26 protein-coding genes and 5 pseudogenes are annotated in these 26,776 nt (G+C 68.2%); 16 read left to right on the top strand and 15 right to left on the bottom strand.

The window, feature by feature from the left end:
* Nucleotides 1-209 (bottom strand): annotated as a pseudogene (locus tag K228_RS29600) (IS701 family transposase); the annotation flags it as partial.
* Nucleotides 210-385: 176 nt separating this feature from the next.
* Between K228_RS29600 and K228_RS0116340 the strand changes: the two are divergent.
* Both K228_RS0116340 and K228_RS0116335 read left to right on the top strand, forming a co-directional pair.
* A complete protein-coding gene (locus K228_RS0116340) occupies nucleotides 386-994 on the top strand; it encodes an RNA polymerase sigma factor (protein WP_025619398.1) in 609 nt (202 codons plus the stop codon).
* Nucleotides 948-1,724 (top strand): anti-sigma factor, encoded by a 777-nt coding sequence (locus K228_RS0116335; RefSeq protein ID WP_029723645.1) that lies wholly within the window; start codon nucleotides 948-950, stop codon nucleotides 1,722-1,724. Before K228_RS0116340 ends, K228_RS0116335 begins: the two co-directional genes overlap by 47 nt.
* Nucleotides 1,725-1,825: 101 nt before the next feature.
* Here K228_RS0116335 and K228_RS25735 read toward each other — a convergent pair.
* Nucleotides 1,826-2,286, bottom strand: a pseudogene (locus K228_RS25735) (hypothetical protein); the annotation flags it as partial.
* A 281-nt stretch (nucleotides 2,287-2,567) separates the two neighbouring features.
* On the opposite strand from K228_RS25735, the gene K228_RS0116325 reads away from it, so the two are divergent.
* The 8 genes and pseudogenes from K228_RS0116325 to K228_RS25725 all read left to right on the top strand — a co-directional run bounded on the left by K228_RS0116325 (nucleotide 2,568) and on the right by K228_RS25725 (nucleotide 12,005).
* A complete protein-coding gene (locus tag K228_RS0116325) occupies nucleotides 2,568-3,953 on the top strand; it encodes a DEAD/DEAH box helicase (protein WP_025619396.1) in 1,386 nt (461 codons plus the stop codon).
* A gap of 428 nt (nucleotides 3,954-4,381) precedes the next feature.
* Nucleotides 4,382-5,145: pseudogene (locus tag K228_RS30415) on the top strand (hypothetical protein).
* On the top strand, nucleotides 5,127-6,215 hold the full coding sequence (locus K228_RS0116315; protein ID WP_245603492.1) for a glycosyltransferase: 1,089 nt from the start codon (nucleotides 5,127-5,129) through the stop codon (nucleotides 6,213-6,215). The pseudogene K228_RS30415 and the gene K228_RS0116315 overlap by 19 nt, the downstream one beginning before the upstream one ends.
* A complete protein-coding gene (locus K228_RS0116310; protein ID WP_025619394.1) occupies nucleotides 6,202-7,179 on the top strand; it encodes a glycosyltransferase in 978 nt (325 codons plus the stop codon). The genes K228_RS0116315 and K228_RS0116310 overlap by 14 nt, the downstream gene beginning before the upstream one ends.
* Nucleotides 7,179-8,234: a glycosyltransferase gene (locus K228_RS0116305; protein ID WP_245603491.1), complete on the top strand. Its 1,056-nt coding sequence runs from the start codon at nucleotides 7,179-7,181 to the stop codon at nucleotides 8,232-8,234. Before K228_RS0116310 ends, K228_RS0116305 begins: the two co-directional genes overlap by 1 nt.
* Nucleotides 8,231-9,451, top strand: a complete 1,221-nt coding sequence (locus K228_RS0116300; RefSeq protein WP_025619392.1) for an O-antigen ligase family protein — start codon at nucleotides 8,231-8,233, stop codon at nucleotides 9,449-9,451. The genes K228_RS0116305 and K228_RS0116300 overlap by 4 nt, the downstream gene beginning before the upstream one ends.
* Nucleotides 9,448-10,683 (top strand): hypothetical protein, encoded by a 1,236-nt coding sequence (locus tag K228_RS0116295; protein ID WP_025619391.1) that lies wholly within the window; start codon nucleotides 9,448-9,450, stop codon nucleotides 10,681-10,683. Before K228_RS0116300 ends, K228_RS0116295 begins: the two co-directional genes overlap by 4 nt.
* The gene (locus K228_RS25725) at nucleotides 10,683-12,005 is read left to right on the top strand and encodes a glycoside hydrolase family 55 protein (protein WP_245603490.1); all 1,323 of its coding nucleotides are present in this window, start codon (nucleotides 10,683-10,685) and stop codon (nucleotides 12,003-12,005) included. The genes K228_RS0116295 and K228_RS25725 overlap by 1 nt, the downstream gene beginning before the upstream one ends.
* A 44-nt stretch (nucleotides 12,006-12,049) precedes the next feature.
* Here the strand turns inward: K228_RS25725 and K228_RS0116285 are convergent, their stop codons facing one another.
* Entirely contained in the window at nucleotides 12,050-13,024 is a 975-nt protein-coding gene (locus tag K228_RS0116285; protein ID WP_245603489.1) for an LCP family protein, read from the bottom strand.
* Between the two features lie 270 nt (nucleotides 13,025-13,294).
* Between K228_RS0116285 and K228_RS0116280 the strand changes: the two genes are divergently transcribed.
* Complete coding sequence (locus K228_RS0116280) at nucleotides 13,295-14,605, top strand: sugar transferase (protein WP_025619389.1); 1,311 nt, start codon at nucleotides 13,295-13,297, stop codon at nucleotides 14,603-14,605.
* 91 nt (nucleotides 14,606-14,696) lie between these two features.
* On the opposite strand, the gene K228_RS29585 is transcribed toward K228_RS0116280, so the two are convergent.
* The 5 genes from K228_RS29585 to K228_RS0116255 all read right to left on the bottom strand — a co-directional run bounded on the left by K228_RS29585 (nucleotide 14,697) and on the right by K228_RS0116255 (nucleotide 18,394).
* Nucleotides 14,697-14,924 carry a GNAT family N-acetyltransferase gene (locus K228_RS29585; protein ID WP_245603497.1) on the bottom strand — a complete coding sequence of 76 codons (228 nt, stop codon included), beginning with the start codon at nucleotides 14,922-14,924 and terminating at the stop codon, nucleotides 14,697-14,699.
* Nucleotides 14,925-15,120: 196 nt separating this feature from the next.
* On the bottom strand, nucleotides 15,121-16,359 hold the full coding sequence (locus tag K228_RS0116270) for an MAB_1171c family putative transporter (RefSeq protein WP_025619388.1): 1,239 nt from the start codon (nucleotides 16,357-16,359) through the stop codon (nucleotides 15,121-15,123).
* 6 nt (nucleotides 16,360-16,365) lie between these two features.
* Nucleotides 16,366-16,893, bottom strand: a complete 528-nt coding sequence (locus K228_RS0116265) for a hypothetical protein (RefSeq protein WP_025619387.1) — start codon at nucleotides 16,891-16,893, stop codon at nucleotides 16,366-16,368.
* A 53-nt stretch (nucleotides 16,894-16,946) separates the two neighbouring features.
* Nucleotides 16,947-17,441: a hypothetical protein gene (locus K228_RS0116260; RefSeq protein WP_025619386.1), complete on the bottom strand. Its 495-nt coding sequence runs from the start codon at nucleotides 17,439-17,441 to the stop codon at nucleotides 16,947-16,949.
* Between the two features lie 113 nt (nucleotides 17,442-17,554).
* Complete coding sequence (locus tag K228_RS0116255; RefSeq protein ID WP_025619385.1) at nucleotides 17,555-18,394, bottom strand: SAM-dependent methyltransferase; 840 nt, start codon at nucleotides 18,392-18,394, stop codon at nucleotides 17,555-17,557.
* Nucleotides 18,395-18,629: 235 nt separating this feature from the next.
* Between K228_RS0116255 and K228_RS29580 the strand changes: the two genes are divergently transcribed.
* The 3 genes and pseudogenes from K228_RS29580 to K228_RS25720 all read left to right on the top strand — a co-directional run.
* Nucleotides 18,630-18,962: a GNAT family N-acetyltransferase gene (locus K228_RS29580; RefSeq protein WP_342667122.1), complete on the top strand. Its 333-nt coding sequence runs from the start codon at nucleotides 18,630-18,632 to the stop codon at nucleotides 18,960-18,962.
* 284 nt (nucleotides 18,963-19,246) lie between these two features.
* Complete coding sequence (rsgA, locus tag K228_RS0116250) at nucleotides 19,247-20,239, top strand: ribosome small subunit-dependent GTPase A (protein WP_025619384.1); 993 nt, start codon at nucleotides 19,247-19,249, stop codon at nucleotides 20,237-20,239.
* A gap of 213 nt (nucleotides 20,240-20,452) precedes the next feature.
* A pseudogene (locus tag K228_RS25720) lies at nucleotides 20,453-20,892 on the top strand (LPXTG cell wall anchor domain-containing protein); the annotation flags it as partial.
* 108 nt (nucleotides 20,893-21,000) lie between these two features.
* Here the strand turns inward: K228_RS25720 and K228_RS0116240 are convergent.
* The 3 genes and pseudogenes from K228_RS0116240 to K228_RS0116230 all read right to left on the bottom strand — a co-directional run.
* A complete protein-coding gene (locus K228_RS0116240; protein ID WP_025619382.1) occupies nucleotides 21,001-21,564 on the bottom strand; it encodes a type 1 glutamine amidotransferase domain-containing protein in 564 nt (187 codons plus the stop codon).
* A gap of 248 nt (nucleotides 21,565-21,812) precedes the next feature.
* Nucleotides 21,813-22,196 (bottom strand): VOC family protein, encoded by a 384-nt coding sequence (locus K228_RS0116235; protein WP_025619381.1) that lies wholly within the window; start codon nucleotides 22,194-22,196, stop codon nucleotides 21,813-21,815.
* Between the two features lie 146 nt (nucleotides 22,197-22,342).
* Nucleotides 22,343-22,600 (bottom strand): annotated as a pseudogene (locus tag K228_RS0116230) (VOC family protein); the annotation flags it as partial.
* Between the two features lie 21 nt (nucleotides 22,601-22,621).
* Here K228_RS0116230 and K228_RS29575 point away from each other — a divergent pair.
* Together K228_RS29575 and K228_RS29570 are read left to right on the top strand one after the other, a co-directional pair.
* Nucleotides 22,622-23,029, top strand: a complete 408-nt coding sequence (locus tag K228_RS29575; protein WP_245603488.1) for a hypothetical protein — start codon at nucleotides 22,622-22,624, stop codon at nucleotides 23,027-23,029.
* Nucleotides 23,011-23,319, top strand: coding sequence for a hypothetical protein (locus tag K228_RS29570; protein WP_245603487.1), 309 nt, complete (start codon nucleotides 23,011-23,013; stop codon nucleotides 23,317-23,319). Before K228_RS29575 ends, K228_RS29570 begins: the two co-directional genes overlap by 19 nt.
* 71 nt (nucleotides 23,320-23,390) lie before the next feature.
* Here the strand turns inward: K228_RS29570 and K228_RS0116220 are convergent, their stop codons facing one another.
* The 4 genes from K228_RS0116220 to K228_RS0116205 form a co-directional block, all read right to left on the bottom strand.
* Complete coding sequence (locus K228_RS0116220) at nucleotides 23,391-23,807, bottom strand: VOC family protein (protein ID WP_029723644.1); 417 nt, start codon at nucleotides 23,805-23,807, stop codon at nucleotides 23,391-23,393.
* Nucleotides 23,808-23,892: 85 nt separating this feature from the next.
* Nucleotides 23,893-24,738 (bottom strand): alpha/beta hydrolase, encoded by an 846-nt coding sequence (locus K228_RS0116215; RefSeq protein ID WP_025619378.1) that lies wholly within the window; start codon nucleotides 24,736-24,738, stop codon nucleotides 23,893-23,895.
* 70 nt (nucleotides 24,739-24,808) lie between these two features.
* A complete protein-coding gene (locus K228_RS0116210) occupies nucleotides 24,809-25,348 on the bottom strand; it encodes a hypothetical protein (RefSeq protein ID WP_025619377.1) in 540 nt (179 codons plus the stop codon).
* Nucleotides 25,349-25,476: 128 nt separating this feature from the next.
* On the bottom strand, nucleotides 25,477-26,364 hold the full coding sequence (locus K228_RS0116205) for a fructosamine kinase family protein (protein ID WP_033776988.1): 888 nt from the start codon (nucleotides 26,362-26,364) through the stop codon (nucleotides 25,477-25,479).
* Nucleotides 26,365-26,776 lie beyond the last annotated feature (412 nt).

Raw genomic sequence — 26,776 nt, 5'->3', positions numbered from 1 at the left:
AGATCCTGCATGCCACCCGGGCCGTCGTCACCGGCATGCTCCGCGATCGTCCAACAGTTCTTCGTCGGCAACGGCGCCAGCAGCCCGGCCAGGAAGTCCCGCACCCGCCGGCGGGGCTCAGGCCGACCGAAGCAGGACCCGACCACGTCCATCAGCTCGTCGAACAGCCCAGACCACCGCTGGACGTCTACCCTGTAGGCGGCAGCCACCGCCGCATCTTTGGTCCACACAACCACAAGACTCAGCGGTGGCTGCTCCATGCTCACGGACAAAACCACACAGCTCCAGCAGGTCCGAACGGATCTCCTGCTGGAGTACTAAGGGGAGTGAGGCGAGGGCTGTGGGGGTTACAGTCAGGCATGCCCCACAGAAGGCGACCCGTCCGGTGACGGCGGCGGCACCGCAGGAACCCCCGGGCCCACCGGAGGACGACCTGGCCGCCCGCTTCCGCTCCGGCGATGAGGCGGCACTGCGGGAGGCGTACGACCGGTTCGGCCGGGCGGTGCTGCACCTGGCCATCAGCACGCTGTCGAATCGCAGCGACGCCGAGGATGTGACGCAGGCGACTTTCGTTGCTGCCTGGCTGGGGCGGGAGACCTTCGATCCGACGAAGGGGTCCCTGATCGGCTGGCTGCTCGGCATCGGCCGCCGTAAGGTGATCGACCGGCTCCGGGCTTCCGCCCGGGAGGCCCGGGTGGTCGAGACGGTGCGTCAGCATCCGGATCCCACCCCGACCCGCTCCGACCCGGACAACGTGGTTGACCGGCTGGTGGTGGCCGACGAGTTGGCGCGCCTCCCCGGTGAGCAACGACGCATGCTGGAGTTGGCGTTCTTCGACGACCTGACCCACCATCAGATAGCGACCATGACCGGCGTGCCGCTCGGCACAGTGAAGAGTCACATTCGGCGTGGCATGCAGTGCCTGAAACGCAGATGGGAGGTGGACGGTGCAACACATGGACCACGACCGGCTGGTCTTCCTGGCGCTCGGTGAGAGTGAGGCGGACAACGAAGAGCGCGCCTACCTCGCGGGCTGCGAGCACTGCCGGTCCGAGTTGGAGAACCTTCGGCGCGTCGCCGATCTGAGTGCTGAGGGACAGGGTCTGCACGACCTCCCCGACCCCCCGGACCACCTGTGGCAGGGCATCGTCGCGGAGATTCGGGCGGCCGAGCGGCTGCCCACGCTCGTGGAGCCGCGTCGGCCGGTCACCGCCCCCGACACCTTCGCCGATCCACCCGCGCGGGTCCTGTCACCACCGGCGCGAAAGCGGGCCCGGTGGTCGGGCTGGATGACGACCGTCGCGACCGCGGCGGCGGCCGCGATCCTCGGCGTGGTGGGCACCGCCGTGGTGCTGGGTGGGACGGAGCCCGAGCCCGCGCCGCCGCAGCAGCAGACAGTACGGGCCAGCGCGTCGCTCGCGGCGTTCGGTGAGACCCCGCCAGAGGTTAACGGCGCGGCCCGGGTCTTCGACAACGGGCAACTCCACCTGCATGTGGTGAATCTTCCCGATGTGTCGGGTTACTACGAGGTGTGGTTGATCGATCCCGAAACCATGGAGATGTTTTCGGTTGGGGTGCTCGGTGGCGACACCGACGCGCTGCTGCCGCTGCCCCCAAACGCCGACCTCGAGCGGTACTCGGTGGTGGACATCTCCGCCGAGGGTTACGACAACAACACCGCCCACTCCGGCGACAGCCTGGTGCGGGGCACCCTAACGAGTTAATCAGCCCGGTTGCCCCGTTGGCCCCGCTGCGCCGGGGTGCCTGTGTCGCCGGTTGCCCCGCAACCCGCCGCGCCGGTTGTCGACGGGCGAGTTGGCTGCGATCAACTGTGTCGTTGCCAGACGGGTCGCAGCGAGTCCCAGTTGCCACCGAGGCTGTCGCAGGGCACGTCGACAAGGACAGCGGTATCGGTGCCGTCCGGGTTCCACCAGATGCCGCAGAGAGACGGGATTTCGCCGGTCGGGGTGGTGTACTCGACGTACATGCCCGCAGCCCCGGTGACGCCACCCAGTTGTCGCCGGGCTCCTCCGCATCGGGCCGGTCGCTCGCCGAACTGCGGGCGATCCGCTGCCGGAAACTCAAGTCCGTAGCGCGCCCCTCAGCCGACTGATACGCGACAAAGTGCAGGTACATGCCGCCGTCCCGGCACAGCACGTGGGTGCGCTCGCCGGGGCCGAGGGCCAGGCCGCCGTCATCGGTGTTCGCGGCGCAGCTGCTCATGTCGGCGAGCCACGGCTCCGCCAACGGGATCAGGTCCTCCGGGAATGCCGCCCGGTTGGCGGCGGCGAAGACGTCGGGCCGCTCGATCAGCCACGTGCGGCACGTTATCAGCGCCTATCGAAACCCCGCAGAACCGTTCTGGGAGTTCTTCACCTCGCTGAAGGTGCGCGGAAGCCGCTGCACGGCAGATCCCACGGTGGGCAACGCGCTCCGGAAACGGCTTCGGCTAGACTTGACGTGCGGCCCTTCCAGCAGGACGACCGGGTTCGATGCCCACGTCGCACGCCGCGACCGAAACGGTCAGCGCCGGGCGGGACGGCCCCCCTTCAACCTTCGGAGCCTTCATGGCGGCAAGCCGCCCGCGCCAGAACACCCTGCCTGACTCGGTGACCTTCACTGACCTCGGCGTCCCCGACCTACTCAACCGCCAACTGGCCGCGGCCGGGGTGGAACGGCCGTTCCCGATCCAGGCCGCGACCCTGCCGGACGCGCTCGCCGGACGAGACGTACTCGGCCGTGGCCGTACCGGTTCGGGTAAGACCTATGCCTTCGTCCTGGCGGTGCTGACCCGCCTGGCCGCGACCGCCACCCGCCGTCGTCCCGGGCGCCCACGGGCGTTGATCCTCGCGCCGACTCGCGAGTTGGCCACCCAGATCGACCGCGTGATGGCGCCGCTGGCCGAGGCGCTGTCGCTGCGTACGATGGCCGTTTTCGGCGGTGTCGCCGCCCGGCCCCAGATCGCTGGGCTCAAGGCCGGGGTTGATGTCCTGGTGGCCTGCCCGGGACGGCTGACCGACCACGTCGAGGCCGGACACGCGCACCTGGACGCCGTCGAGATCACCGTCCTCGACGAGGCCGACCACATGGCTGACCTCGGCTTCCTGCCCGGCGTTCGGCGGCTGATGGAGCGCACCCCGCGCGGCGGGCAGCGGCTGTTGTTCTCCGCGACCCTGGACTCCGGCGTTGACGTCCTGGTGCGGCGCTTCCTCACCAAACCAGTCGTGCACAGCGTTGACTCAACTCTGTCGCCGGTCGCCGCGATGACCCACCACGTGCTGCACGTTCAGGCCGAGGACCGGTTCGGCGTGCTGGTCGAGTTGACTGCCGCGTCGAACCGTACCGTCGTGTTCACCCGTACCAAACGGGGTGCGAAGACCCTGGCTCGACGGCTGGCCGCAGCCGGGGTCAGCGCGGTCGAGCTGCACGGCAACCTGGCCCAGGGGGCCCGTACCCGGAATCTGCGGGCATTCGCCACCGGGGAGGCGCACACGCTGGTCGCCACCGACATCGCCGCCCGGGGCATCCACATCGACGACGTGGCGCTGGTCGTGCACGCCGACCCGCCGGTGGAGCACAAGGCGTACCTGCACCGCTCGGGCCGTACCGCTCGGGCCGGTGCGGACGGGACCGTCGTGACCCTGATGACCGACGCGCAGGTGGCCGAGGTGCGGGCGCTGACCCGCAAGGCCGGCATCACCGCGACCACGACCCGCCTACGCCCAGGGGATGCGCTGCTTCGCGAGATCGCCCCAGGTGAACGGCGGTTGGTCCCCCAGCCCGTGCCACCCGCCGGTGGCCCACGGCACGAGGCACGATCCCCCTCCGGCGGCCTGGGCCAGCGCGGCGGCAAAGCGGCGCCGACCACCTCGACCCGATCCGGCCCGCGGCGATCCGGGGCGGCGGCCTTCTCTGCCCGGGCCCGTCCACGCACCCGCCACACGGGACGGTAGCCCCTGTTGGGCAAGGCGCGGCGCCAGTCCGGTTAAGTTCGCTTCCGAGGGGCCGAATTCTTCTGCCCACTGTGGAGTAGCTTTTGCCAGGGGCATTACGGGCAAGGAGTTTGCGGGACCTGGGAAGGTGATGAGGGCCGCGTCACCGGGCCCGCGAAGGCTCGATGGGCGCTGATATCGTGCCGCTCGTGACTGATGAAGCGGCCAGCGAACGGGGGCACCCGCCCGGCGGCGGGCAAGCGCAGGGCGCTCCGGGCGACCGGCGTGACATTCCTGTCTCGTCCACGCCGCCCTACTGGCCGCAGGCCAACCAGCCCGGGGCCGGCCCGGCAGACGGTGGCTCGTATGGGCGGGATCAGTATGGTCTGAGCACGCAACCGGGGGCTGGGCCGGCGGGCGGGGACCCGTACGGGCAGGACCAGTATGGCCTGAGCACGCAGCCGAGCGCCGGTTTGGCGGGCGGGGCCCCCTATGGGCAGGACCAGTACGGCCTGAGCACACAGCCGAGCTCGTTTTCCGCGGCGCCGCTCGCTGCACCCGGACTGCAGCGACGGATCGTGCCATCTCCGCCCCCACAGCGGGGAAATCTCCTGCGCGGCCTGCTCGTCGGTGTCCTCGCCGGTGCGCTGGTGGCCGGGGTCGGTGCGTTCTTCCTTGGCCGGGCAACCGCCCCCGAACCCGACTCGGGCCCGGCTGCCGCCCCGCAGTCGGGGATCCTGTCCGAACTGGTCGCTACCAACCGCGCCAAGTTCCCGAGTGACCTGCTCCCCTGGCAGAGCCGTGGCTCGCCGACATGAGCGGCTGCATCGCGAACACCGACACCGGCGGCCCGGAGCTTGGCGCCGGTCAGCGGGCTCATGTGCTGTGCCGGGACGGCGGCATGTACCTGCACTTCGTCGCATACGAGTCGGCCGAGGCGAAGGCCGCCGACCTGGACTACCGGAAGCAGCTCGCGCTGAACTCCGGGAGCATCCTCGCCGGTGCCGATCAGCCCGGCCGTAGGTTGGGCGTTGCCACCGACTCCCCGGGCACGTACGTCGAGTACGCCACCCCCGCCGGCGATGCCCCGGCTCTCTGTGGTTTCTGGTGGAATCGGGACGACACTCAGACGGCTGTCTATGTGGATGTGCTCTGCGACAGTCTCGGCGGCGGGTGGGACTCGCTGCGAGCGGTTTGGCAGCGACACAGCTGATGGCCGACCTGCTCGCCGATCTGTCGGTGGCGGTGGTCCACGAGTGGTTCAGTGCGGTCAGCGGATCGGAGAACGTCTTTTTGGCGATCGCTGAGCTGATCCCCCACGCGACCCGGCACGTGTTGTGGGCCGAACCGGACGCCGACAGTGCCGGCCTGCGGGAGACGTGGTTGGCCCGCACGCCGCTGAGTCGGTCCAAGGCACTCGCCCTCCCGGTGATGCCGTTGGTGTGGCGCACCGCGGGCCGACCCAGCCCAGACGTGGTGATCTCGTCCAGCCACGCCTTCGCGCACACGGTCAGGTTCGGTCATCCCACGCGCACCCGCCACCTCAGCTACGTGCACACCCCCGCCCGGTACGTGTGGAGCCCCGGCTTCGACGGGCGTGGTGCAAACCCGCTACTCGCGCTGCCCCGCGCGCTCCTGCAGCGAGCAGACCGGTGGGGTGGGCGCCACGTACACGCCTACGCGGCGAACTCCGTGGAGGTCCGCGACCGAATTCGCCGGTTCTGGCATCGGGACGCAGTGGTGATCAACCCGCCGGTCGACGTGGAGTACTTCGGTGCCGCACCGGATGGCGACCGCGACTACCTACTCGGTGTCGGGCGGTGGATCCCGTACAAGCGGTTCGACCTGATGATCGAGATCGCCGTTGAGGCCGGGATGCCGCTGGTCCTGGCGGGATCTGGCCCGGACGAGGCGAGCCTGCGCCGGCGGGCCGGACGCCACGTCCGATTCGAGGTACGCCCCTCCCGGGAGCGGCTGCGCGAGCTGTACGCGGGCGCTGCGGCCCTGCTTTTTCCTGCCCACGAGGACTTCGGCATCGTTCCGGTCGAGGCCCAGGCAGCCGGCACCCCTGTGGTGGGACTGGCTCGGGGAGGTCTGCTGGAGACCGTCGTGCCCGGCGAGACGGGCCTGCTAACCGAATCCACGGATCCGCGGGTGCACGCCCGGTTGCTGGGGAACCTTCGGGAACTGGACCGGACCCGGATCCGGCGGCACGCGGAGGCCTTCGGCCACGCTCGGTTCGCCGAGCACATGACGAGGTGGATCAACGATGCCGTCCGCTGAGCGCCGGCTGACCGTACTGGACGGCAGTGGGGTCGGGCCGGGAGGCATCACCCGGGTCCTCAACGAGCTGGTCCGGTACTGGCCGAGCGGCCACGACCTACGTCTCGTCGGCGCGCCGCCGGGGTTCGACGGGCCGGCGGAGATCGTGGTGAGCCACCAGGCCGACGGCCGGGCAGGCACCATCGCCGCCGCGACCGCCGCTCTGCGCCGGGAGAGCCACGGGCAGATCCTGTCGCTCAGCCCGTCCCTCGCGCTCGCCGGCGCCCGCCTGCCAGTCACCACGATCGTGCATGACCTCGCGTTCCGGCTTTGGCCGCGTGGGCTGTCGCGCTCCGTTCGCGAGTACCGTCGGGTCAGCTACGCCACCGCGATCCGCCGCTCGGCCAAGCTGCTGTGCGTCAGCGCCCGCACCCGGCATGATCTGCTGGGTCTTTACAGTGTGGACGACGATCGAGCCGGCGTTTGGCACCCGGGCAGTGATCTGCCCAGCCCGGGTACGCCGCCGTCGCTCCCCGCCGAGTACGTCGTGATGACCGGACACGCCCCGCACAAGGGCGTCGAGCTGGCAATCGAGGCGATCCGCAGGTTCCCCCGGTACACCTTGGTCGTCCTCACCGGCGGCACCCGTCACTTTTCGGACGACAGCGACCGAACGGTGTTCCTGGATCGGCTCGACGACGGGGCGTACGCGGCGACGGTGGCCGGCGCCGCCGCGTTCCTGATGCCGAGTCACTTCGAGGGCTTCGGCCTGCCCGCCGCCGAGGCGCTCGCCCTGGGAACCCCCACGATCGTCTCGCCCGACCCCGCCCTGCACGAGGCCACCGGCGGTGCCGCAATTCGGATGCGAAGCTGGACCGCCGACGCCCTGGTCGAAGCGCTCCACAAGCTGGAGAAGCCGGAACCGGTCGCCGTTCGGACCTGGCGGGAGGCCACCGCGGAACTGGCCGGACGGATGTGGCCCTGATGCGGATCGCCATGGTGCACGCCTCGTTCGCCGTCCGGGGCGGTGCCGAGCTCTACGTCGAAGACCTGAGCCGCAGCCTCGGCGAGCGCGGGCACGAGGTACGCATCTTCACCGCCGCGGATCGCCGGCGCCTGTCGGCCCGGCTGCCGGGCAAGGTCGCCGTACACGTGGCGGATCTGCTCGACCCGACGGGTTTCGGCCCGGCCGACCTACGCGACTTCGCGCCCGACGTGGTGCATGTGCACAACTGGCAGGGGCTGGGGGTACCCGCGGTGGCCCGGATCTCGCGCGCCTACCCGACCGTGCACACGGTGCACGACCATGCCGTCGTGGATCCGAACAACGCGATGCTGAATCTGGGGCGTTCCCGGGTACTGGACGCGCTGCTGCGGGCGCGCTCGGCGTGGATCCTGCGGCGCTTTCGGCGGGTACTGCTGCTGTACGCCACCGAGCGGGTACGCGACACCGTACGGCGAAGCGCCCGTTCCGCCCGGCATCCGTCGAGCCGGATCCTGCCCCTCGCCGTGGCGCTGGACTGGAACCGGCGGGACTGGCCACCGGGCGAGCCCAACACATTCCTGTTCCTGGGTGCCCTCGGCACCCACAAGGGCCTCGACTTGCTGCTGGACGCATGGGACGGCCCGGGGACCCTGCTCGTGGCCGGGGAAGGACCGCTGCGGCAGCGGGTCGAGACCGCGGCGCCGGACGTGCGGTATCTGGGCCGGCTCGACGAGGCGGGCAAGCGCGAGGCATTCGGCCGAGCCGCCTGGCTGGTGTTCCCCAGCAAGCAGGAGACGTACGGCCTGGTGTGCGCGGAGGCCCTGATGGCCGGTCGTCCGATCATCGCCGGCGCACACGCGCCGCCGGCGATGGCCGCGGGCAGCTCCACGCTGCTCTTCAACGGTGCCGAGGAGCTCCGGGCGGTCCTGCGCCGGGCCGCTGAAATGCCGACCGCCGAATACGCTCGGATGGTCGAATCCGCGGCCGCCGATGGCCGGGAGCTCGACTGGGATGACCACGTCAGCAAGGTGCTCGACGCCTACGAGGCACGATGATTGAACAACACCCGACCCGTACCCCGTCCCGCTGGGCTTCGATCCAGGAGTACGGCCTGCTCTTCGTCCTCGTGGCGAGCATGGCCCCGCTTCCGCTCGAAGGGCTGTCCTGGTTGCTCTTCGCCGGCCGGCCCTGGGCCTTCAGTCTGGCCAGCGCCGTGGTAACCAGTGTTCTGGCAGTCGCCGTGGTGCTGCGGCAGGGCTGGGGCCTACCGGTGCGGTGGGTCGAGGTGGGTGCTGCCGCAGCCCTGGTGCTGACGGTCTGGAGCGCCATCGGCGTCGCCCACCACGGCCTCGCCCAGACCATCACCGGCCTGCGGTTGATCATGATTCCGGTGGCGTTCCTGGTGATTGTCGGCGCGCTGACATCGGGCGCGGTGTCGCGGCTGCTCACCGCAGTGGCCGTGCTGGTCATCGCGAACGCCGCGGCGGGTGTGGCGGAGGTGCTGATCGGGCCCGCGACGCTGGTCCGCTGGGGGTTCAGCCCGCAGCACAACGTCCGCTACATCGACGGCGTCTTCCGCGTACCGGGGCTCACCGAGGTCAATGCCGAACTGGGCATGCTCGCTGCGGCGTACCTGCTCGGCTACCTGGCCTGCTGGATCACGCCCCGGGCGCGGCCGCGGGTGGTGCTGTGGCATCTGGCCGCTGCGGCAGCGGTGCTGTGTCTGATGCTGAGCACCAGTCGGTCCGGCGCTCTGCTCGTGGTGGGCGGCCTGGCCGGTGCGCTCGTCCTGCCGCATGCCCGCTCCCGGGGTAGACGACTGGTGGCCGTGGCGCTGATGGGACTGATCGCAGCCGGGGCCGCCGGCGTGTTCGTGCTGATCGGGGCGGGCGGCAGCAGCAGCCTGTTCCAGCGCTTCGCGGTCTGGCGTGACCTGCTGGCCGCGGCGCCACTGTTCGGCGACGGGATCGGCTCGGCGGGTGGGGCGTCCTACTCTAGGGTGGCCAGTTCGTCACCGCAGTTCGTGGACAACTACTTCCTGAACATCGGCCTGCAGTTCGGTCCCGTGGTGATGGTGTTGCTGGTCGGTGCGACGGTCTTCGCGCTGGTGCGGTTGGCGCGTGCCTCCGTTCGACGGCCCGAGTTGGCTATGCCGATCGCACTCGTCAGTGGCCTGGCTGCGGCCTCCCTGACCCTGGACTCCTGGGAGTTCGCGGCCGCGATGCTGATTCTGATCCTCTTTGGTTACCGCGGTCTGCGTCCCCCGTCATGACCGGGCTGCTCCGGCGGCTCCAGCAGTCGCAGCTGTCCGTACAGGTGATGACCAGGCTGGCGAACGTCGGGGTATTCCTGCTGGCATCCTGGCTCGACAGTGGGCATGTCGCCTTCGTGGCTTTCCAGGGTGTCCTGCTGGCCATTCCCTACACCCTCATCGAGGCTTTGATCGGCCGCCCGCAGTCGGCGGGAATCGTGCCCTCCGGCTGGGACCGGGAAGCGTGGGCGACGCGGACCGCAGCAGTGGTGACGTTGCCGGTCGCCGTGATCGGCTTCACGGCCGTCTCGGTGACATTCCCGGAGAGCGGCATCTTCGACCGACTTCTGGTCGTCCTGCCGGTGCTGCTGCAGCTACCGATCGAGGCGCTCTTCTGGTCGATGTCGGCAACCCGGTCCCGCCGCCGGGCCAACCTGGTGCCGCAACTGGTCGCGGCCGGCACGCTGGCCACGGCGGCCTTCGCGACCGCGGGCCTACGTCTGGAGATCGCGGCGGTACCCGCCCAGCTCGCCGTGCTGGCCTGGGCCCTGAGCCGTCGGTCGCCCCGCGGCGAGGGAATCCGGCCGGGCCTGCTGGCCGGCGTACGACTCGGGGTCACCTACTGCGTGGCCGCGGCAGCTGACCTGCTGTACGTCATCGCATTGCCCGCCGTCGCCGGCGTGCTGGCCGGCGCCGACGCGATCGTCGTGCTGCGCGCGATGGACCTGGCCTTCGGTCCGTTCCACGTGGCGCTCGCGGCCACTACCCGGGAAGACCTGGTCGTGGGGCGAGGGAGTCGGTTCCGGACCGGGGCTCGGCTGTTAACCGTGGTGCTGCTGGTGGGCATCTCCGCCACCGTTGTCGCCAGCCCCGACCTACGCGGCCTACTGGCCGCCGCGCTCGCCGCCGCCAGTTTTGGCACGGTGGCGTTCTACTGCGCCTACAAGGCGGCGCTCATGACTTCCACCTGGCTCTCCACTCGACACATGATCTACTCCGCGCCCGCCACCTACCTCGCCTCCGCGATCGGGTCCCGAACGATCGCCTTCACGGCGCTGGCCGTCGCGCTGCTGTGGCTGCGTACCACCGGTGATCTGTTCCTGCTGCTCGCCGTGGGCGAGTTGCTCGTCGTAGCGTGGTTCGTCCTGCGGCTCAGGCTGACCGGGGACACGGCGGCGCGGCCACCAGAGCTACCCTCGCCACGGATTCCCACCCCTACTCTCGTCCGGCCACGTCAGCCACAGGAGAAGTAATGAATCCCGAGCTGCCCGGCGGCAGAGCAGCCCGTGCCGCCCTGCCACGCCGCCGGGCCATCGCCTCGGTCGGCGCGGTCCTCGCTGTCAGTGGAGTCGGAGCCCTGGCGTACGGCAGGGGCGATGACGCGTCCGCGGGCCGCGACTACGACGTGCGCGAATTCGGCGCGACGGGTGATGGCACCACCGACGACACCGCCGCTCTACAGCAGGCTATCGACGCCGCTCGCGTCACCGGCGGGATCGTCTTCTTTCCGCCGGGCACGTACCTGACCCGTCGGCTCACCCTGTACTCCCGGGTGCATCTGCGCGGCTCCGGCGGTGACGCCACCATGCTTCGACTGGCTCCCGGCGCCAACACCGCCATCCTCGAGTCCGATCGTTTTGAGCAGGAGACGAGAAGTCGTAGCAGCGCTGGCAGCACGATGTTCAGCATCCGTGACCTCACCCTGGACGGAAACCGCGCGAAGGACAATCCGGTCGGCTACGGCCTTCGCCTCTACGGGTACGGCTACGAACTCGCTGACCTCACCGTCTTCAACTGCGGTGCCGACGGGGTGGTCAGTGACTGGGGAATCGCTGCCGACCTGCCCGCCCCCTCCCACCAGATGGAGGCACGGATCACCGGCCTCCGTACGCACGACAACGGGGGCCACGGCATCAACTTCACCGGGCCGCACGACTCGATGTTTCTTAACTGCATCTCGTTCCAGAATGCCGGCACCGGGTTTCACATGGCCGGAAACTCCTACGGCACGCTGATGGTCAACTGCCATGCCTGGGGCGTCCGGCAGGATGTCTCCTTCGAGCTCGCCGCGTCGGGCATTGGATGTGTGAACTGCTATGCAGACCTGGCCGGTGGGGTCGGTGTGCGCATCTCACGCAACGACTGCCGTTGGCTGGCCGGCTACGTGCAGGGTGCCAACCACGCCGGCCCGGGCACCGAGATAGGTATTCGGTTCGTGGCCGGCGCCAAACCCGAGGAGCCCGCCTCGGCCACCATCGACACGCAGATCCGTAACTGTGCCACCGCCGCGATCGACTTCGGCGCGGACCGGGGCATGTCGAGCATCCGGGCCACCCTTTCGCAGCCCGGTCTGCCCGACGTCGCCGGCACCGGACAGGGGTGGATCGGTCAGCCGGCGGCCAACTCACAGGTGGACATCACCCACGGACTGAGCCACCCCAGCAAGAATCTCGTGGTGCGGCCGGCATTTGACCTGCGGGCCCAGCAGACTCCGGGCGTGCCCGGCGAGGGGTTCAGTCCGCGTGTTCGCACGCGAGGTGAACGGTGCCACGCAGCTCTGCGTCCGATTTCCTAACGGCGCGGTGCGGGTGCTGGCGGGGGAGGGCTGACCGGCAGCCGCTATCCGGCCGCTCCGATCGCCGCGATCTGCGCGGTGTCGTCGCGGCGCACCGCGTCGTAGAACGCCTCTGCCTTGGCCGGATCGGGCAGTACGACGCTCTGGTTGCCGCGGGTTCCGGTGCCGGATATGGGACTGGTGTAGAAGCTCAGACTGTCGCTACGGAGGTGACGCAGGTCACGAGCTGTAGTGAAAATGTTCAGGGTTTCGTCGATGGCGACCGCGTCGGCGGTGGCTCGCAGGAACGAGTTGAGCCTGCGGGGGTTGGTCAGGACGCCACCGGAGGCCGCCTTGTTGATGATCGCTTTGATCACCTGCTGCTGATGCCGGATCCGGGCGAAGTCGCCGTCCTCGAACGCGTATCGCTCCCGTGCGTAGTCCAGCGCTGCGGCGCCGTCCATGGTCTGCGGCCCTGCCTTGAACTCGCGGATGCTGTCCGGGTTCAGGGAATGCGTCGAGGTGAACGCCTTCTCCACGTCGATCTCCACCCCGTCCAGTGCATCAACGATCTCTTTGAAACCGGCGAAGTCGACCATCAACACATGGTCGACTCGGACGCCGGTGTAGCGCTCGACGGTCTGCACCATCAGCGGTGCGCCTCCCCAGGCGTAGGCAGCGTTGATTTTCGCTTCCGTGCCGCCACGCCGTCCGTCTGCACTCCGCGGCACCTGCACCCAGGTATCGCGGGGGATGGACACCAGTTGCGCGCCGGAGCGGTCCCCCGGCAGGTGCATGAGGATGATGGTGTCGGCCCGTGAGCCGCCGGTGGTATCCGGGTCGCGGGTGTCGCTGCCAAGGATCAGGAAGTTCATCGCGTCACCGGCCGCCGTGTCCTTCGTCGGTCGGGCCTCCTGCGGAACCTCGGCGAACGCCTCAATCCGGGGTATGTCGTTGTCGATGTCGCGCGCGTACAGTGCTGCAGCCAACGCGCCGCCGCCACCGAGCAGGGTAAGCGCGGCCAAGACAATCAAAAGCACTCGTCGCCACCGACGTCGACGGGGCGGCTGGGTCTGGGCCCCGGTCGAGCATTCGACATCAGGGGGAGGCGTATTGACGGACATGTCCGCGATTTTAACGGGCAGTACAAACTCGACAGCCGTCGTATCATCCTCAGTGGCGGGAGCGAAAACTCGGGGGATTTCATGCCGCAGGTGTGGACTGTGCCACGGCAACGTTCGGCATCGACGACGGTTCTTCCCTACCTGAGGTCACCCTCCTCTCGACGCACCCAGGCACTCCGGGCCTGGATGCTCACGCTTCCGGTCGACCTGAGCACCTTCGTGCTACCGCTGGTGTGGAATCAGGACTACTGGAAGGGCGTTATCGCCGCCGGTCTGGTCACCGTGGCCGCGTTTGCTCTAGGCGGGCTGTACGCCGGGCGGCGACATATCAGCTTCCTGGATGAGCTGCCCCAACTGTGTGTCCGGCTACTCGCCGCTGCGGCGGTGGTCGCGATCATCGCGGCCGCACGCCACGACTCTGTCGAGTACGTTGCTGGCTTTATGCAGATCGTGGCGATGTCGGCTCCGCTAGTCCTGGCTGGGCGGATGCTGACCCGGATGGCGGTGGTGATTGCCCGTCGACGGCGCTGGGTAGAGCACTCCGCCATCATCGTCGGTGGCGGGCCAATCGCCACCGAGCTAGCTCGCCTGCTACGCCGCTACCCGGAGTACGGCCTGCACTTCGCCGGTTTCGTCGACGTGGCGTCGACAAGCCATGAGCGCAGTGACAGCCAACCGTTGATCGGCGAGTTGAGCGACCTTGAAGAAGTTATCCGAATACTTCGCTGTGAAGTAGTGCTGATCGCCGATGTCGCCTGCAGCGACGAGGAGCTCCTGCGGGTCGCCCGCCTACCCGGCGTTGCCGCCTGTGATCTGTGGGTCGTCCCTCGGCTACGAGAGTTCGATTCTCGCCACGGCATTCCCGACCACATCGGTGCCATCGGCGTCCGGAGGGCTACCCGTCCCTCGCTGACCGGCCCGCAGTTCGCGGTGAAGCGCGTCTTCGACGTCATCACCGCGGCCACCTCACTGCTGCTCCTGAGCCCGCTCCTGTTGCTGTGCGCGATCGTCACCCGTATCGGGAGCGGCCCCGGCATTCTGTTCCGCCAGGAACGGATTGGACGTTACGGTCGCCCATTCGAGCTGTTGAAGTTTCGCTCGATGCGACCCGCGGACGAAACCGAGTCGCAGACCACCTGGTCCGTCGCCGCTGATCCCCGGATCGGCCCGATTGGCCGCTTCCTGCGTCGTACGTCACTGGACGAACTACCCCAGCTGTGGAACATCCTCCGCGGCGACATGACCGTGGTGGGACCGCGTCCGGAGCGACCCTACTTCGTTGATCGGTTCTCGGCGGACCACCCCGAGTACGCCATGCGGCACCGCGTACCGGTCGGGTTGACGGGGCTGGCGCAGGTCAGTGGATTGCGTGGCGATACGCCGATCTCCGATCGAGCCCGGTTTGACAACTACTACATCGAGAATTGGTCGCTCTGGTTGGATGTGAAGGTCATCGTACGGACGGCTATTGAAGTGGTGCGCGGCGGCGGCCGCTGAAGGCCCCGCGGTTCGGTCGGACTGATGGCTGTGAGCTACCGGTCCAGACCAGCAGTATTTTGTCCGAAACTGGGGAGTAATGATGGAGCATTCAGGCAGAGGGGGCGAAGGGACGTTCCTTGACCTCACGATAGGTCACCCTGCGGCTGCCTTTCTCCGGCTTTTCACGGTAGTGGTCTTCAACGTCGTGGCTGTTGTGATCCTTGGCGTCTACGTGGCCGCTGGGTTGGCCTGACCCTGCTCGCGGACCAGGTGGATCGCGGTTCGCGAGCAGGGCGGCACCGATGCCCTGGCCCCGCCGGCCAGGTCGAACGTACAGCTCCTCGAGTTGGGCCAGCGGTCCGTCGTGGTACCCGGTGGCCGCAGGGTCAGGAAGGCGAAGCCGGTCGGGTTCTGGTCACTGCCGGCCGCCAGGACGAGGATGTCGTCGCGTTCGAGTAGCTGTGTGAACCCCGGTGGTCAGCTGTGTCGCGGCCGGCCCCGCGGTCTCGAATTCGGGTGAACGAAACGGTCTCTCACCGGCGCGGGTCCACAACGGCTTGCGACCGGGTGTCGGTGGAGGTGAGGTGCTGGGTGGCGTCGAGGGTAGCCGTGACCACCGGGGACTGGCGGTACGCGGCCGCAACGCGGGTGAGCCAGGTGATCTCGCCGGCCCAGCCGCCGGCCGATCGGGGTGGGCCCTCGGCTGGATGCGGCTGGGGCGCGGCGATCCCGGCTCGGTGCGCTCGCAGGCCGAAGGCCAACTGGGCGGCCTCGATGGTGGCGAGCCGGTCGTCGTCCGCGAGGCCCGCCTGCTCGGCGAGGGCGTCGGCAGCCTGGGTAGCCCGGGCGTCCAGGAAGGGCCGTAGCGCCAGCCGTCCGTCGCGGATCTCGGCCAGGCGACGGGTCAGTGTGTAGTCGAGGTCACGTACGGCGACGAGCGGCCGGCGGAGTTGCGGGTCCAGCTCAAGCTCGGGCAGCGCTACGGTGAGGTCGTGCCACAGCGGCCCGAGGCGTCGGTAGGCGCGCAGGTCGTCCCAGCGCCGGGTGAGGGGCATCAGTGGGCCCCAGGCGGGCATGGTCAGGCCGATCATCATGAGTAGTGCGCTGATGGTGACCAGGACCGCGGCGATCTCGCGTTCGCCGGTTGGCTGTCGCCCACTCCAGAAGGCGACCAGGTAGATGATCTTGTTGGTGCTGTAGAGCATGGCGACCGCAGCGCCGGCAGCGGTGATGCGCAGGCCACGTCGGAGCCAGGGCCGGCCGCAGATGCGGGCGAACTTCCAGCACAATCGGGAGATATCGATGCAGTAGGCGAAGAAGCCCACCACCATGAGAATCAGCAGATATGTCGAGACCGCCGGGTCGGTGGCGTACTCAACGGTCAGCTGAACCGGCTGGTCGTAGCCGAGGGTGTGGGCGTACAGGGCGACCATGACGAGGTACGCGCCGGCCGTGATCCAGACCCAGCGTCGGGTACGGGCGGCCGCCTGTGCGGGCGGCAGTGCGAGGTACAGCAGCATGTGCTCGGCGGACGCGGCGATGGTCATGGCACAGCCGTGGGCGAGTACCTTGGCCAGATTTGGTAACCCCAAGCCGGTCTCAATGCTGTCGGCGAGCGGTGGGATGGCCAGGGTGACGCCGACCGCGAAGGCACCGAACGAGACGCAGAGGGCGCGACGCGCCGGGGTTGGGTGTCGTCGCAGCAGCCGTAGGGTGTAGGCGAAGGTCGCCCAGCCAGCGCCGGCGCAGATGCCGTAGAGCAGGGTATCCATCGGCTGCTACCGGCCGGGGTGCTCTAGCGACTGCCGTAGCCGGTCGCGCAGAGCGGCTTCAGGACTGTCTCGAGGCGGCTCCGTTCCCGCAGCGTCCGAACTGTCGTGGACCCGGTGTAGCAGGAGAGAGCCGATCATCTCCGCCTCCCGCTCCTCCTCGGCGGCGTAGGTGCCTCGGCCGAGGAAGCGCTGCACGGTCTGGGGGTCGAGGTCCGGCAGGAGCAGCTTGGAGGCATCGGGTTCCAGGACGGCGGCGGGCCGGTGCCCAGCGAGCAGGTGACCCAGCTCGTGCCCGATGATTAGCATTTGGTGTATCGGCGAGGTGTCCTGCTCATAGAAGACCGCGTCGAAGCTGTCCGTCGGCACCCACATGCCGCAGACGGTGTGCACTGGCAGGCGAATCGGAACCAGGTGGATGGGTCGTCCCCGACGCTCTCCCAGAAACCGGCACAGATCCAGGATGTCGAACGTCTCGGGCATGTTCAGCTCGGCGACCACCCGCTTGCAGCGCTTTCGTAGTTGGCGCAGGGTCACGTCAGCCTCTCCCCGGTCGTCTGGATGCCTCCACCGCAGGACAAGCATGACTGTCAGCGGCCCTTCCGATGGCTGTCGCCAAGGGCTTGCAGACGGGCAACCATCTGTTCCACCAGCCGAGAGTCGGCCGAGGACAAGCCGGTGTCCGCGAGAACTTGCCGCAGTGCTACCTGTTTGACGCCCATTCGTCGGAGCTCGCTGAGGAGTCGGATCTGGTCCCGAACCCGGTGGGCCGCCGCATCATCCACAAAGTAGCCCGAGTGCACGCCAAGGGCCCGGGCCAGGGCGCGGACGTGCGAGGTACGCGGATCGCACGCCACGCCTCGACGTAGCTCTCCAATGTAGGCAGCGCTGATGGACACTCCCGTCTCCGGCTGCTGTCCATTGATCTTGTCAGCGACTTCTTTGTTTGTGTACTTGCGGCCGGGCTCTTCGGACCCTCCAAGCTCCTCGAGTGTGGGGCGGATGGTCTCGAACAGGTACTCCAAGCGGGCCGCGAGGGTGTCGAGGGGCGGCGGTTCCTGCCGGCCTTGGTGCTCCGCAACCAATGTTCCTCACTCTCCCCGTGACCGATCCACCGCAGTGTCACACCGCCGAGGCCCGGCAGGACAGGTGTCGACACATGACCGTTACCTATGACGGCGACGACCCCTCCTGCCGGTCAGGGCTTGTATCCCACCCCGCAGAACTCGTCTACCTCGGGCCCGGCAGCGGTGTCAGCGTCGGGTCGCCATCGGGTCAGTGAGACGATGCCCGGCTCGACCAGCTCAAGGCCGCGGAAGAATCGGCCGATGCCGTCGAGGCTGCGCACCACCATCGGGTCCGAGCCGCCCTCGTTCCAGATCCGGACCGCCTCGTCGGTCGCGGCGCCGTGAACGGCGTTGGTGGTATGTGTCATCGCCAGGTAGCTCCCCGACGGGAGCGCCTCAACCAGGCGGTCGACTACTCCGTAGGCCTCGTCGTCGTCGGCCAGGAAGATCACAATACCGAGCATGGTGATGGCGATCGGCTTGGTGAAGTCGAGTGTCTTGGCCGCCGCAGCGAGGATTTTGTCCGGTTCCCGCAGGTCGGCGTCGATGTAGTCGGTCGCGCCCCTGGGGTGGCTGGTCAGTAGCGCCCGCGCATGCACCAGGACCAGTGGGTCGTTGTCGGCGTAGACGATGCGCGAGTCGGGAGCGATCGACTGGGCGACCTCGTGGGTGTTGTTGGCTGTCGGCAGGCCGGTGCCGATGTCCAGGAACTGTCGAACGCCGGTCTCCTTGGCCAGATGGGTGACCGCGCGTACCAGGAAGGCGCGCTGGTTGCGGGCCAGTTCGATGATGTGTGGGTAGGCGGCGATCGTGTGATCGCCGACCTCGCGATCCACCTCGAAGTTGTCCTTGCCGCCCAGCCAGTAGTTCCAGATCCGGGCCGGGTGCGCGATCGTGGTGTCGATCTTCGAGGAGAGTGACCCGTTCGGTTCGGCGGCCGATGGCGTGGTGTCCGAAGGGGTGTTTGTCACTGGGAATCTCTTCTCGACTGGCGACGGGTGACCTCTCCCACACCGTAGCAGGGGTGCCGAAACGGCTCGCATGCTCTCCTCTATGGACAAAGTTGTGCAGGGCCTACCGCTTGTGCGCAGGTGAAGCCGCACTACATCGGGGGAAAGCTGCTTGCCTGCTCTGCCTCCGGCCCGCTACAGTCCGCCGCGTGTTTCCGGCGCGGATCACTCCGGAGAATCTTGAGGCTGCTCTTGTATTCCGAGGGGGCCCGACCATGATGCCGATGATCTGCGGTCGGGCCTGTGGTGGCTGAACATCGCGGCCGAGGCCCAGGGGCGCGGCTACGGACGGTTCGCGGTTGACGCCGTATGTCAAGAAGTCCGGGCGAGGCGCGGCGACCGCGCGTACGTCACCTGGGAGCCGGGGGCGGGAGGGCCGGCGGGCTTCTACCTCAGGCTGGGCTTTCGGCCGACCGGCGAGGAGAGCGGCGGTCAGACGGTAGGTGTCCGCAGCCTCTCCGGACGGGGTCAAGACGCCGCGCGGCCGGCCGTGGACCCCTCCGCTCGGAGCGAAGCCCTTCATCCGTGACGCGGCGGGGACGGATAGCGTAGTGTGGTCTGGGGCCTCATCGTGAGGCTGTGGGGAGTCCTCAAGCTGTGGGGAATCCTCAAGCTGCGGGGAATCTGAAGGAGGAGGTGGCGTTTCATGCATGTGATTGCTGAGAACCGCCACGCTTCGTGCGCCTGAGCGACATCAGGTGACGATCGGCTCACCCGATCGGATCTCACTCCTTCACGCAGAGGGTTCCTCAGTTGTCTCTTCCCCACCGGGGTCCATCGGAGACCCCAGAATCATCCTTGTCTCTCGCCGCCTTGGGCTGGTCACACCGATGGCAGGCGGCGCTCGCCGCACACGGTGCTGGCCGCCCGGGGCGCGTTGTCCGCCACGACGGTTCAGCCGTCCTGGTCACTACGGCAGGTGGCACCCGCCACTTCCCCGTACGGGCCTCGGCGCCCGCGCTCGCGGTCGGGGACTGGGTCGTCGTCGACGACGATCGCGTTCTTGACCTGCTGCCACGGGCTTCGCTGCTCCGCCGTCGTGACCCCTCCACCGGAGGGAGTCAGCTCATCGCCGCGAACGTGGACGTGGTGGGCATTGTCTGTGGCTTGGACCGGCCGGTCGTCCACGGCCGGCTGCAGCGTTTCACCTCACTCGCCTGGGATGCTGGAGCGGCGCCGTTGGTGATCCTCTCCAAGGCCGACCTCGTGAGATCCACCGCGCAGATCGAAAGCAGTCTGCTCCAGCAGCATCCCGGCGTCGACGTCATCTCCGTCGCGGCGGCGGCAGCTGCCGGGGTATCCGACCTCCTCGGCCGGTGCGCGCAGCGCACGCTGGTGCTCGTCGGTGAATCCGGGGCAGGAAAGTCGACGCTCCTCAACGCCCTTGCTGGCCGGGAGTTGGGCGCCACCGGAGAGGTCCGCAGCTCGGATGCGAAGGGCCGGCACACCACCACTGCCCGGCAGCTCTTCGCGCTGAAGGGTGGTTGCTGCCTGATTGACACTCCTGGCGTGCGCGAGGTCGGTGTTCATGCCGACGTTGCCACCGTTGACGCCGGGTTCGACGACATCGCGGAGTTGGCGCTCGGCTGTCGCTTCGGTGACTGCGGTCATGCCAACGAGCCTGGTTGCGAGGTGCTCGCGGCCGTCGCCGACGGGAGGCTGAGCGAGCAGCGACTGCGGGCCTGGAATCAGCTGTGCCGTGAGGCCGCGTGGGCAGAGCTCCGCGCGGATCCTGCGGCCCAGCGCCGCGCGGGTCGGAGACTCGCCCGGGTCATCAAAGACGCCCAGCGGGCAAAGCGGCGTTGACCCACTCTGATCCTCGCGCACGTCATTGATCAGGAAGCAGGTGCTGGGTTGCGCCGGACGGTCCGCCGGGTGAACCGGTGGACCGTCCGGCGCGACCGTTGCTCCCTGGGCTAGGCGATCTCGGTCGATCCGCTTTGTGCCCAACGGTTTAGCTGCTCTCGTCCTGTATTAGGACGAAATCTGCTGGCGGACAGGATGAACCGTTGAACGGTCATCAGATCATTCCTCAGGGCGGAAGTGCAGAGCGCCTGGTCGGTGGATCTGCGGATCCGCGTGGTCCAGACGTTGACCGACGCTGGTCCCAACGTGGATGCGGCCACCCAGGAGGTGCTGGGCCAGGCAGCTGTCGATGTGTATCTGGCCTACCTCAATGACGGCCTGTACGTCGCACGTGAGCTTGACTGCGCAGCTCAGCCCACACCTTGACGCAGACCGTGACGCCAACGGCCACGCCGACCGCCACGCCAACGGCTGCGCCGACCGGTGCGCCGACCTCTGCCTCCCCGGCCGACCCCACCGGCGGCGAAGGCGGTGGGTTGGCCGTGACTGGTGCCGACACCGCGACCGCGGCCGGCATCGGAGGTGCACTGCTACTCCTGGGCGGTGCGGGCTATGTGATCGGGCGTCGACGCCGTACCCGCTTCCAGGCATAGTTGCCGCGCCCGGCTCGATACTTCGTCGGGCCGGGCGCGATCAGCGCTGTGCCCGGCGAGGTGTGCGCCGCTACTTGCTACTCCCGCAGGAGATCCGTGCTGCCGGTGTCAACTGGCCGATCCGGCATACCCGCCGTCGGCGATTTCGGCGACCAACGTGGCGCAGAACGCCGGTAGATCGCCGGGTCTGCGGCTGGTGATCAGGCCGTTGTCGACATAGACCTCCTCGTCAACCCAGGTGGCGCCCGCGTTGGCCAAGTCGGTGCGCAGGCTCGGCCAGGAGGTGAGGGTGCGGCCCTGCACCACGTTCGCCTCGACCAGCGGCCACAGGCCGTGACAAATAGCGGCTACCGGCTTACCGGATTCAACGAAAGTCCGTACGAAGCGCACCGCGTTGGGGTCGGCCCGCAAGAAGTCTGGGTTGGCTACCCCACCGGGCAGCACCAAGGCGTCGTAGCCGGCGGGGTCCGCGTCGGTGACGACCCGGTCTACCTCGTACGTCGCGGACTTGTCCAAGTGATCCACTGACTGAATCGGTTCCGCACCCAGCGAGATCAGTTCGACGGTGCCGCCGGCGGCCTCCACAGCTGCACGGGTCTTGGTGTACTCCATCTCTTCCACCCCGTCGGTCGCCAGAATCGCCACCCGCTTGCCGTCGAGCTTCGCCGCCATCGCCTCGTTCCCCTCTTTCGGTGCTGCCAGCAATTCGGGGCAGGACCGGTTCTGGGCTACCCGCTCTCCGGATCAGCGAAACCCGGCTAAGGGTGGCTACCACGCGAGCCTGTCAGCGCGCCGAAGTGGGCGGACCGTGGCAGCGCCGTCGTGGCTGACCAGTCGCGTCGTCGCCGATCCGCCGGTGTGGTGTCTGTGTCGTCGAGTCGCGGGCTGCGGATCGGACCGGGGCTGAGGCCGTTTACGGCTCAGCTTGGGTGGGGGTTCTGCATCAGCGCGACAACCGCGCCGGCAGGATCCTTGATCAGCGCGAATCCGCCGGGACCGGTGCCGTTGGGCTGCCGCACAACCTCGCCACCTTTCTCGGTCGCCCGCGTCAGGCTTTCGGAAAGGTCGCTGACCGCGATGTAGGTGATCCACTGTGGCGGCAGGTCGGCGTTGCCGCTCCTGGCGTGGCAAATGCCTGCGACCGGGCTACCGTCCGGTGCGAGCATCACGTAGTCGTCGTAGTCGCCCATGCTTAGCGGCTCTGGCTTCCAGCCGACCACGTCTGCATAGAAGTCGCGTATGCGGTCCGCGTCCTGGACGGTCAGGTCGAAGCCCGCGATTGTGCCTACCCTGGCTTGACTCATCGGGTTCCCATTCCTCTCGCGTTCAAGCCCCTACCGTGCGCAAGGTCCCGGTTGCTGCTCCCGCGTCATTATGGGGCTATGTCGTAGGTCGATGATACTAGTCCTCCGGCTGCCCCAGGGCTCGTGCTTTCCTTGAGGCGCTGGGCCTATGTCGTGTGCCCGAGGCGGGACTGGCCGCGATGTTCGATGGCCACGAAAGTGGCACCGAATCGGGACCTGAAGTACGCCAGCCACGCCTCGTGCCCTTCGTAAGGGCGCTGCTCAGCGCCGGCGAAGACTCCCGCCACCGGGTGGCCGCCGGAGCTGAGCGTCACGTATGGCACGTCCTCGAGCGATTCGGTGTCGTAGCTGGTGCTGGTCACCTCGCTCCAACGGGCCGCTCCGTCCTCGTCAACCACTTGAGTCATGCCGCATGCTCTGGACGAATGTTGGAAATCGGCGAGGGTGAGTCGGTCGCTGTCCACCACGTTCCCGACCGGGTCGGCCTGCCGGTGCTCGAACTCGAGGAGCTGCGGCACAACAAGGGAAATGCCGCGACCTACGGGATCTGGCGTGTGCGGGGGACGCCTGGTCAAGCGGTGTTGAAGATCTACCAGCCCGGGACGCCCGGGTACAGCGGCTACTGGCCGACCTCCGCCGAGCCGGCGCACTGGAACTACTGGCGGCGGGAGTCACTGGCCTACGCGGAAGGCTTGACCTCGACTGCCTACGCCGAGGCCGGCATCAGTGGGCCGGAGTTGCTGGAGACCACCGTACGTGCTGACGGCATGGTCGAACTTTGGCTGGACCACGTCTGCGGCGCCGGTGGTTTCGAATGGTCGCCCACGGCCTGATGGATCCGGACCTGCTGCCGGAGATCGCGGCGAGCTGTCTCGACGGCTACCTCAAGGGCTTGCGGGACGGTGGCTGGGCCGGCTCCGAGGACGCGGTTCGGGTCGCCGTCGGCGCGTGTGACGCCGCGAAGTTCAGCTGGTTTGGCCCGGCCGTCCTCGGCCGGACAGTCAGCAACGACCTTGGGTCGTCGAACTACAGCAAGGACGAGGCCGCCGAGTTGGTGGTCGAGCGAGTAGCAGGCATGGTCACGCTCATCACCGACTGGGCGCGCCTCGCCGGACCAGGTTAGGCCGGCTGCTCCAGCTCCAGGTCAGGCCAGTTGTTGCGGCTCCAGGTCAGGCCAGTTGTTGCGGCTCCAGGTCAGGCTGGTTGTTGCGGCTCCAGGAACTCCAGTCGGTTGCCCAGCGGGTCGTGGGCGTAGATCCGACGGTGCCCGGGGAAGTTGTCGTCCCAGTCGACCTCGATCCCGTGCTCGCCGAGGTGCTTGGCCAGAGCGTCGATGTCATCCACCAGGATTCCCGGGTGCGCCTTGCGGGCCGGCCGGAAGTTCTGCTCTACGCCGAGGTGGATCTCGAGCCCGCCGGAGCGAAACCAGCAACCACCGCGCGCGGCGAGAGCTGGCGGCTTGTCTATCTCGGCCATGCCGAGTACGCCGCCGTAGAACTCTCGCACGGTCGGCTCCGACTTCGGCGGGATGGCCAACTGCGTGTGGTGCAGCCGGTTCAACTTGTAGCCCTGCTGACGCTGGTCACTCACCGACGTACCCCCACTCGTCATAACAGCGTGGCTAAATATATACGCTGGCCTCCGTTCGCGCCGGGAGAGTGTTCTCTGAGCCAAGGTGCGAAGCATCGCTCGCCGGCTATCGGCTGGGCCGCCACAGCCACCGCAGAGCGTCGGGGATAAGGGTGCCGCCATGATTTGGGCTGTGGCCACCATCGCCCAGTACCAGACGGAAGTCGTAGCCCGCTTCCGCCAGGGCGGCTGCGACTCGGAGGTTGTTTGCCAGCCAGTTTTGCTCGGGCTCGTTCCAGTGCAGGTCTCGATGGCCGGCCTGCAGGAAGATACGGAGCGGCTTGCGGGGAACGCGGGGAATCAGTTCGGGGTATGGATTACCGCCGGGCATCTGCGCAAAGCTGGACAGGCAGCCGATGACCCGACGGAACTTGTCCGGGCGGAGCCACGCCGCGGTAAAGGCGCAGTTGCCGCCACTGCTACCACCACAGATGCCCCACAGCTCAGGGTCCTCGGTAACTGCGTAGCGGTCGGTGACCTGAGGGATGATCTCGTTTAGGAGGAAGTTGACGTAGCGATCGTCGAAGGCGTCGTACTCGATGTTGCGGTCTTTCGGATTCTCGGCCCCCTCGAAGATGCCCGGGTCCACGAACAGGCCAATGGTTACCGGAATTTCTCCCCGGTGGATGAGATTGTCCAGAACGGTTCCGCCCCGGACTTCCCCCTCCGCGTCCAGATACAACCTTCCATCCTGAAATACGATCAGCGCCGCTGGCTCTGCCGGGTCGTACTGCGCCGGAAGGTGAACCCAGAACCTGCGAGATGTCCCCGGGTAGGCACGGCTTTCGCGCCAGTCGAACTCGATGGTTTCGCCTGCGGGCACACCCTGCTGCGGGCCCGAGTCCGGGCCATGCGCGTACCGGACGTTCGACTGGTTGGGGGGAAGCGGGCGGTAGGGGACCTCGACAGTCACGTGGGGCAACGTAGCGGACAACCACACGACTGCGGCAAGCAAAATCTGCCGCTTCCAGCAGTGCAGGGATTCAGAAACCGACGATGGCTGCGGAGACAACAGAGAAGAGCGCAGCGGCGAGCAGGACCAGCCCGGTTGGCGCGCCGACGACTGCGCTCACCGACAGCTTCCGGGCTCGGGCGACCGGGAGCGCGGCGACCGAGACGGCCGTGATGAGAACGGCGACCACGTGGATCATCGGATAGCCGATCAGCGCGGCGACCGGGAAGAGGTGGGCACCGACGACGAAGGCGACCCACATCGAGATCAGGTCCCGTCGGCCGCGGAGCGCGAGTAGGACCGACCCGAGAGCCGCGGCCCCGAACTCGATGGCGACCACGACCCCGAACGCGCGGCTGGTGGCCTCGTCGAAGGCGGTGTCGTTGTGCCAGAGCCGCCAGGTCAGCAGAGCACCGGCGATCGCGGTGAGTAGGCCGGTCACCGAGCCGGCGGCGAGGAGCCCGCGCCACCTGCCAGGAGGCGACTCCTGCGCCCAGCCGAACCAGCTCGAAGCGAAGAAGCCGAAGATCACGGCGGTTGCTGCAGGGTCCCGCACGTGCTCGGCAAACATGGCGCCTCCCTGCCCGATGAGGACAAGCTACGGCAGTTCGCGGCGCTCCTCCAGCCTCCGGCCGGACCAGGTGCCAGGTGGTTCCGGCTGGCTGCTGCAGCGCCCGGTGCCGACTGAAGCCCCGCCGTTCAGCTGTATTTGCGCAGCACGGTCTTGGTGTCGCGGATCCAGTCCGGGAGGTCGGAGCCGAAGTGGGCGAGGACGCTGAGCTGTTCGCGGAGGTTGAGCAGGTCCATCCGGTCACGCCAGCCGGGCTGGGGAGCGGCGGCTTCCTCGTAGGCGGCGAAGAAGGGCTCGGGCGGGCGGTCAACGCTGTAGATCATGCTGAGGTCGGCTTCGGCCCAGTTCCAGTGCACCGCGGGGTCGATGAACACGGGGGTGCCCTGGTCGGTGGCGATGAGGTTGTTGCGCCAGAGGTCGCCGTGGGTGAGCACGGCGGGGGCGGGTGGGAGCAGGTCGGGTAGCCGTTCGCAGATGCGCTCCAGCCGGGTCAGGTCGGTGGGGTCCAGGACCTGTTGGACCTTCGGCTCGGTCGCGTAGCGCAGTAGCCGGTGGGTGGCGAAGAACTCGTGGCCGTTGCTGGTCTGCTTGTTGTGTTGGGGCAGCAGGCCGAGCCAGCCGTCCTCGGGCCAGCCGAAGGTGCTGCCCGCAACAGAGTGCAGCCGGGCGATTGCGCGGCCGGCCTCCTCCCAGTATTGGTCGGTGTCGGGGCGGGGAGCCAGGGCGGCGAGGACGAGATGGTGCTCGGTCACCTCGTAGACCTCGGGTGTGTGGACGCCACCGAGCTCGCTGAGGGCGCGCAGCCCCGCGGCTTCCAGCGCGAACATGCCGGGCGGGCTCTGCGAGGATGCCGGGGTCTGCTTGACCACTGCCGGCCGGCCATCGGCGAGCCGGACTCGCTGCACGTGGTGGGCGAGCCCGCCGGCGAGGGGTTCCCAGCCGGTGGCGCCATCCAGTACCGAAGTGACCGTCGCGGTACGCGTGTTGGCCGCGTTCACCTGACCCGAATTCACGATCAACCCTTCCTGCACACCCACCTGCAGGATGCACTATCCAGCCTGCTGACTCCCGGTCGGTGGCAGGGCTAGCGAACGGAGTCACAAGGATAAATGGGTTATTGCACACATAGAATTACAAAAGGCGCAGCGTAGGCGTTCCGGGTGATTGCCTCGGTCCTTCCGGCTGCGGAGCGTGATCGGCTCTTCGCTGCTCCCTTGTGTGTGGAGTGGGGGACGTCTATGCTTCGCTACTTCGCGCCATTCCGGACAGTAGCCGCGATCCAGCGTCATGGCAGTTGACTCACGTTGCCGCGGCCCGCGCAGCGACGAGGGGACCAAGGTGACCGAGGCCGAAGCCGTCGAGACGGCCACCCCGTCCGACAGCGCCCCGAAGCGGCTCCTCAACAAGACGATGCTGGGAATCGTGCGG

This window comes from Salinispora cortesiana (assembly GCF_000484695.1).
Classification (GTDB): Bacteria; Actinomycetota; Actinomycetes; order Mycobacteriales; family Micromonosporaceae; genus Micromonospora; species Micromonospora cortesiana.
This window is presented reverse-complemented; position numbering and strand designations above follow the sequence as displayed.

Bases quoted from the DNA above. Each gene is read 5' to 3' on its own strand.
- K228_RS0116325 (WP_025619396.1), top strand. From the start codon at position 2,568: ATGGCGGCAAGCCGCCCGCGCCAGAACACCCTGCCTGACTCGGTGACC.
- K228_RS0116310 (WP_025619394.1), top strand. From the start codon at position 6,202: ATGCCGTCCGCTGAGCGCCGGCTGACCGTACTGGACGGCAGTGGGGTC.
- K228_RS0116305 (WP_245603491.1), top strand. From the start codon at position 7,179: ATGCGGATCGCCATGGTGCACGCCTCGTTCGCCGTCCGGGGCGGTGCC.
- K228_RS0116300 (WP_025619392.1), top strand. From the start codon at position 8,231: ATGATTGAACAACACCCGACCCGTACCCCGTCCCGCTGGGCTTCGATC.
- K228_RS0116295 (WP_025619391.1), top strand. From the start codon at position 9,448: ATGACCGGGCTGCTCCGGCGGCTCCAGCAGTCGCAGCTGTCCGTACAG.
- K228_RS25725 (WP_245603490.1), top strand. From the start codon at position 10,683: ATGAATCCCGAGCTGCCCGGCGGCAGAGCAGCCCGTGCCGCCCTGCCA.
- K228_RS0116280 (WP_025619389.1), top strand. From the start codon at position 13,295: ATGCTCACGCTTCCGGTCGACCTGAGCACCTTCGTGCTACCGCTGGTG.
- K228_RS0116270 (WP_025619388.1), bottom strand. From the start codon at position 16,359: ATGGATACCCTGCTCTACGGCATCTGCGCCGGCGCTGGCTGGGCGACC.
- K228_RS0116240 (WP_025619382.1), bottom strand. From the start codon at position 21,564: ATGGCGGCGAAGCTCGACGGCAAGCGGGTGGCGATTCTGGCGACCGAC.
- K228_RS0116235 (WP_025619381.1), bottom strand. From the start codon at position 22,196: ATGAGTCAAGCCAGGGTAGGCACAATCGCGGGCTTCGACCTGACCGTC.
- K228_RS29575 (WP_245603488.1), top strand. From the start codon at position 22,622: ATGTTGGAAATCGGCGAGGGTGAGTCGGTCGCTGTCCACCACGTTCCC.
- K228_RS29570 (WP_245603487.1), top strand. From the start codon at position 23,011: ATGGTCGCCCACGGCCTGATGGATCCGGACCTGCTGCCGGAGATCGCG.
- K228_RS0116220 (WP_029723644.1), bottom strand. From the start codon at position 23,807: ATGACGAGTGGGGGTACGTCGGTGAGTGACCAGCGTCAGCAGGGCTAC.
- K228_RS0116210 (WP_025619377.1), bottom strand. From the start codon at position 25,348: ATGTTTGCCGAGCACGTGCGGGACCCTGCAGCAACCGCCGTGATCTTC.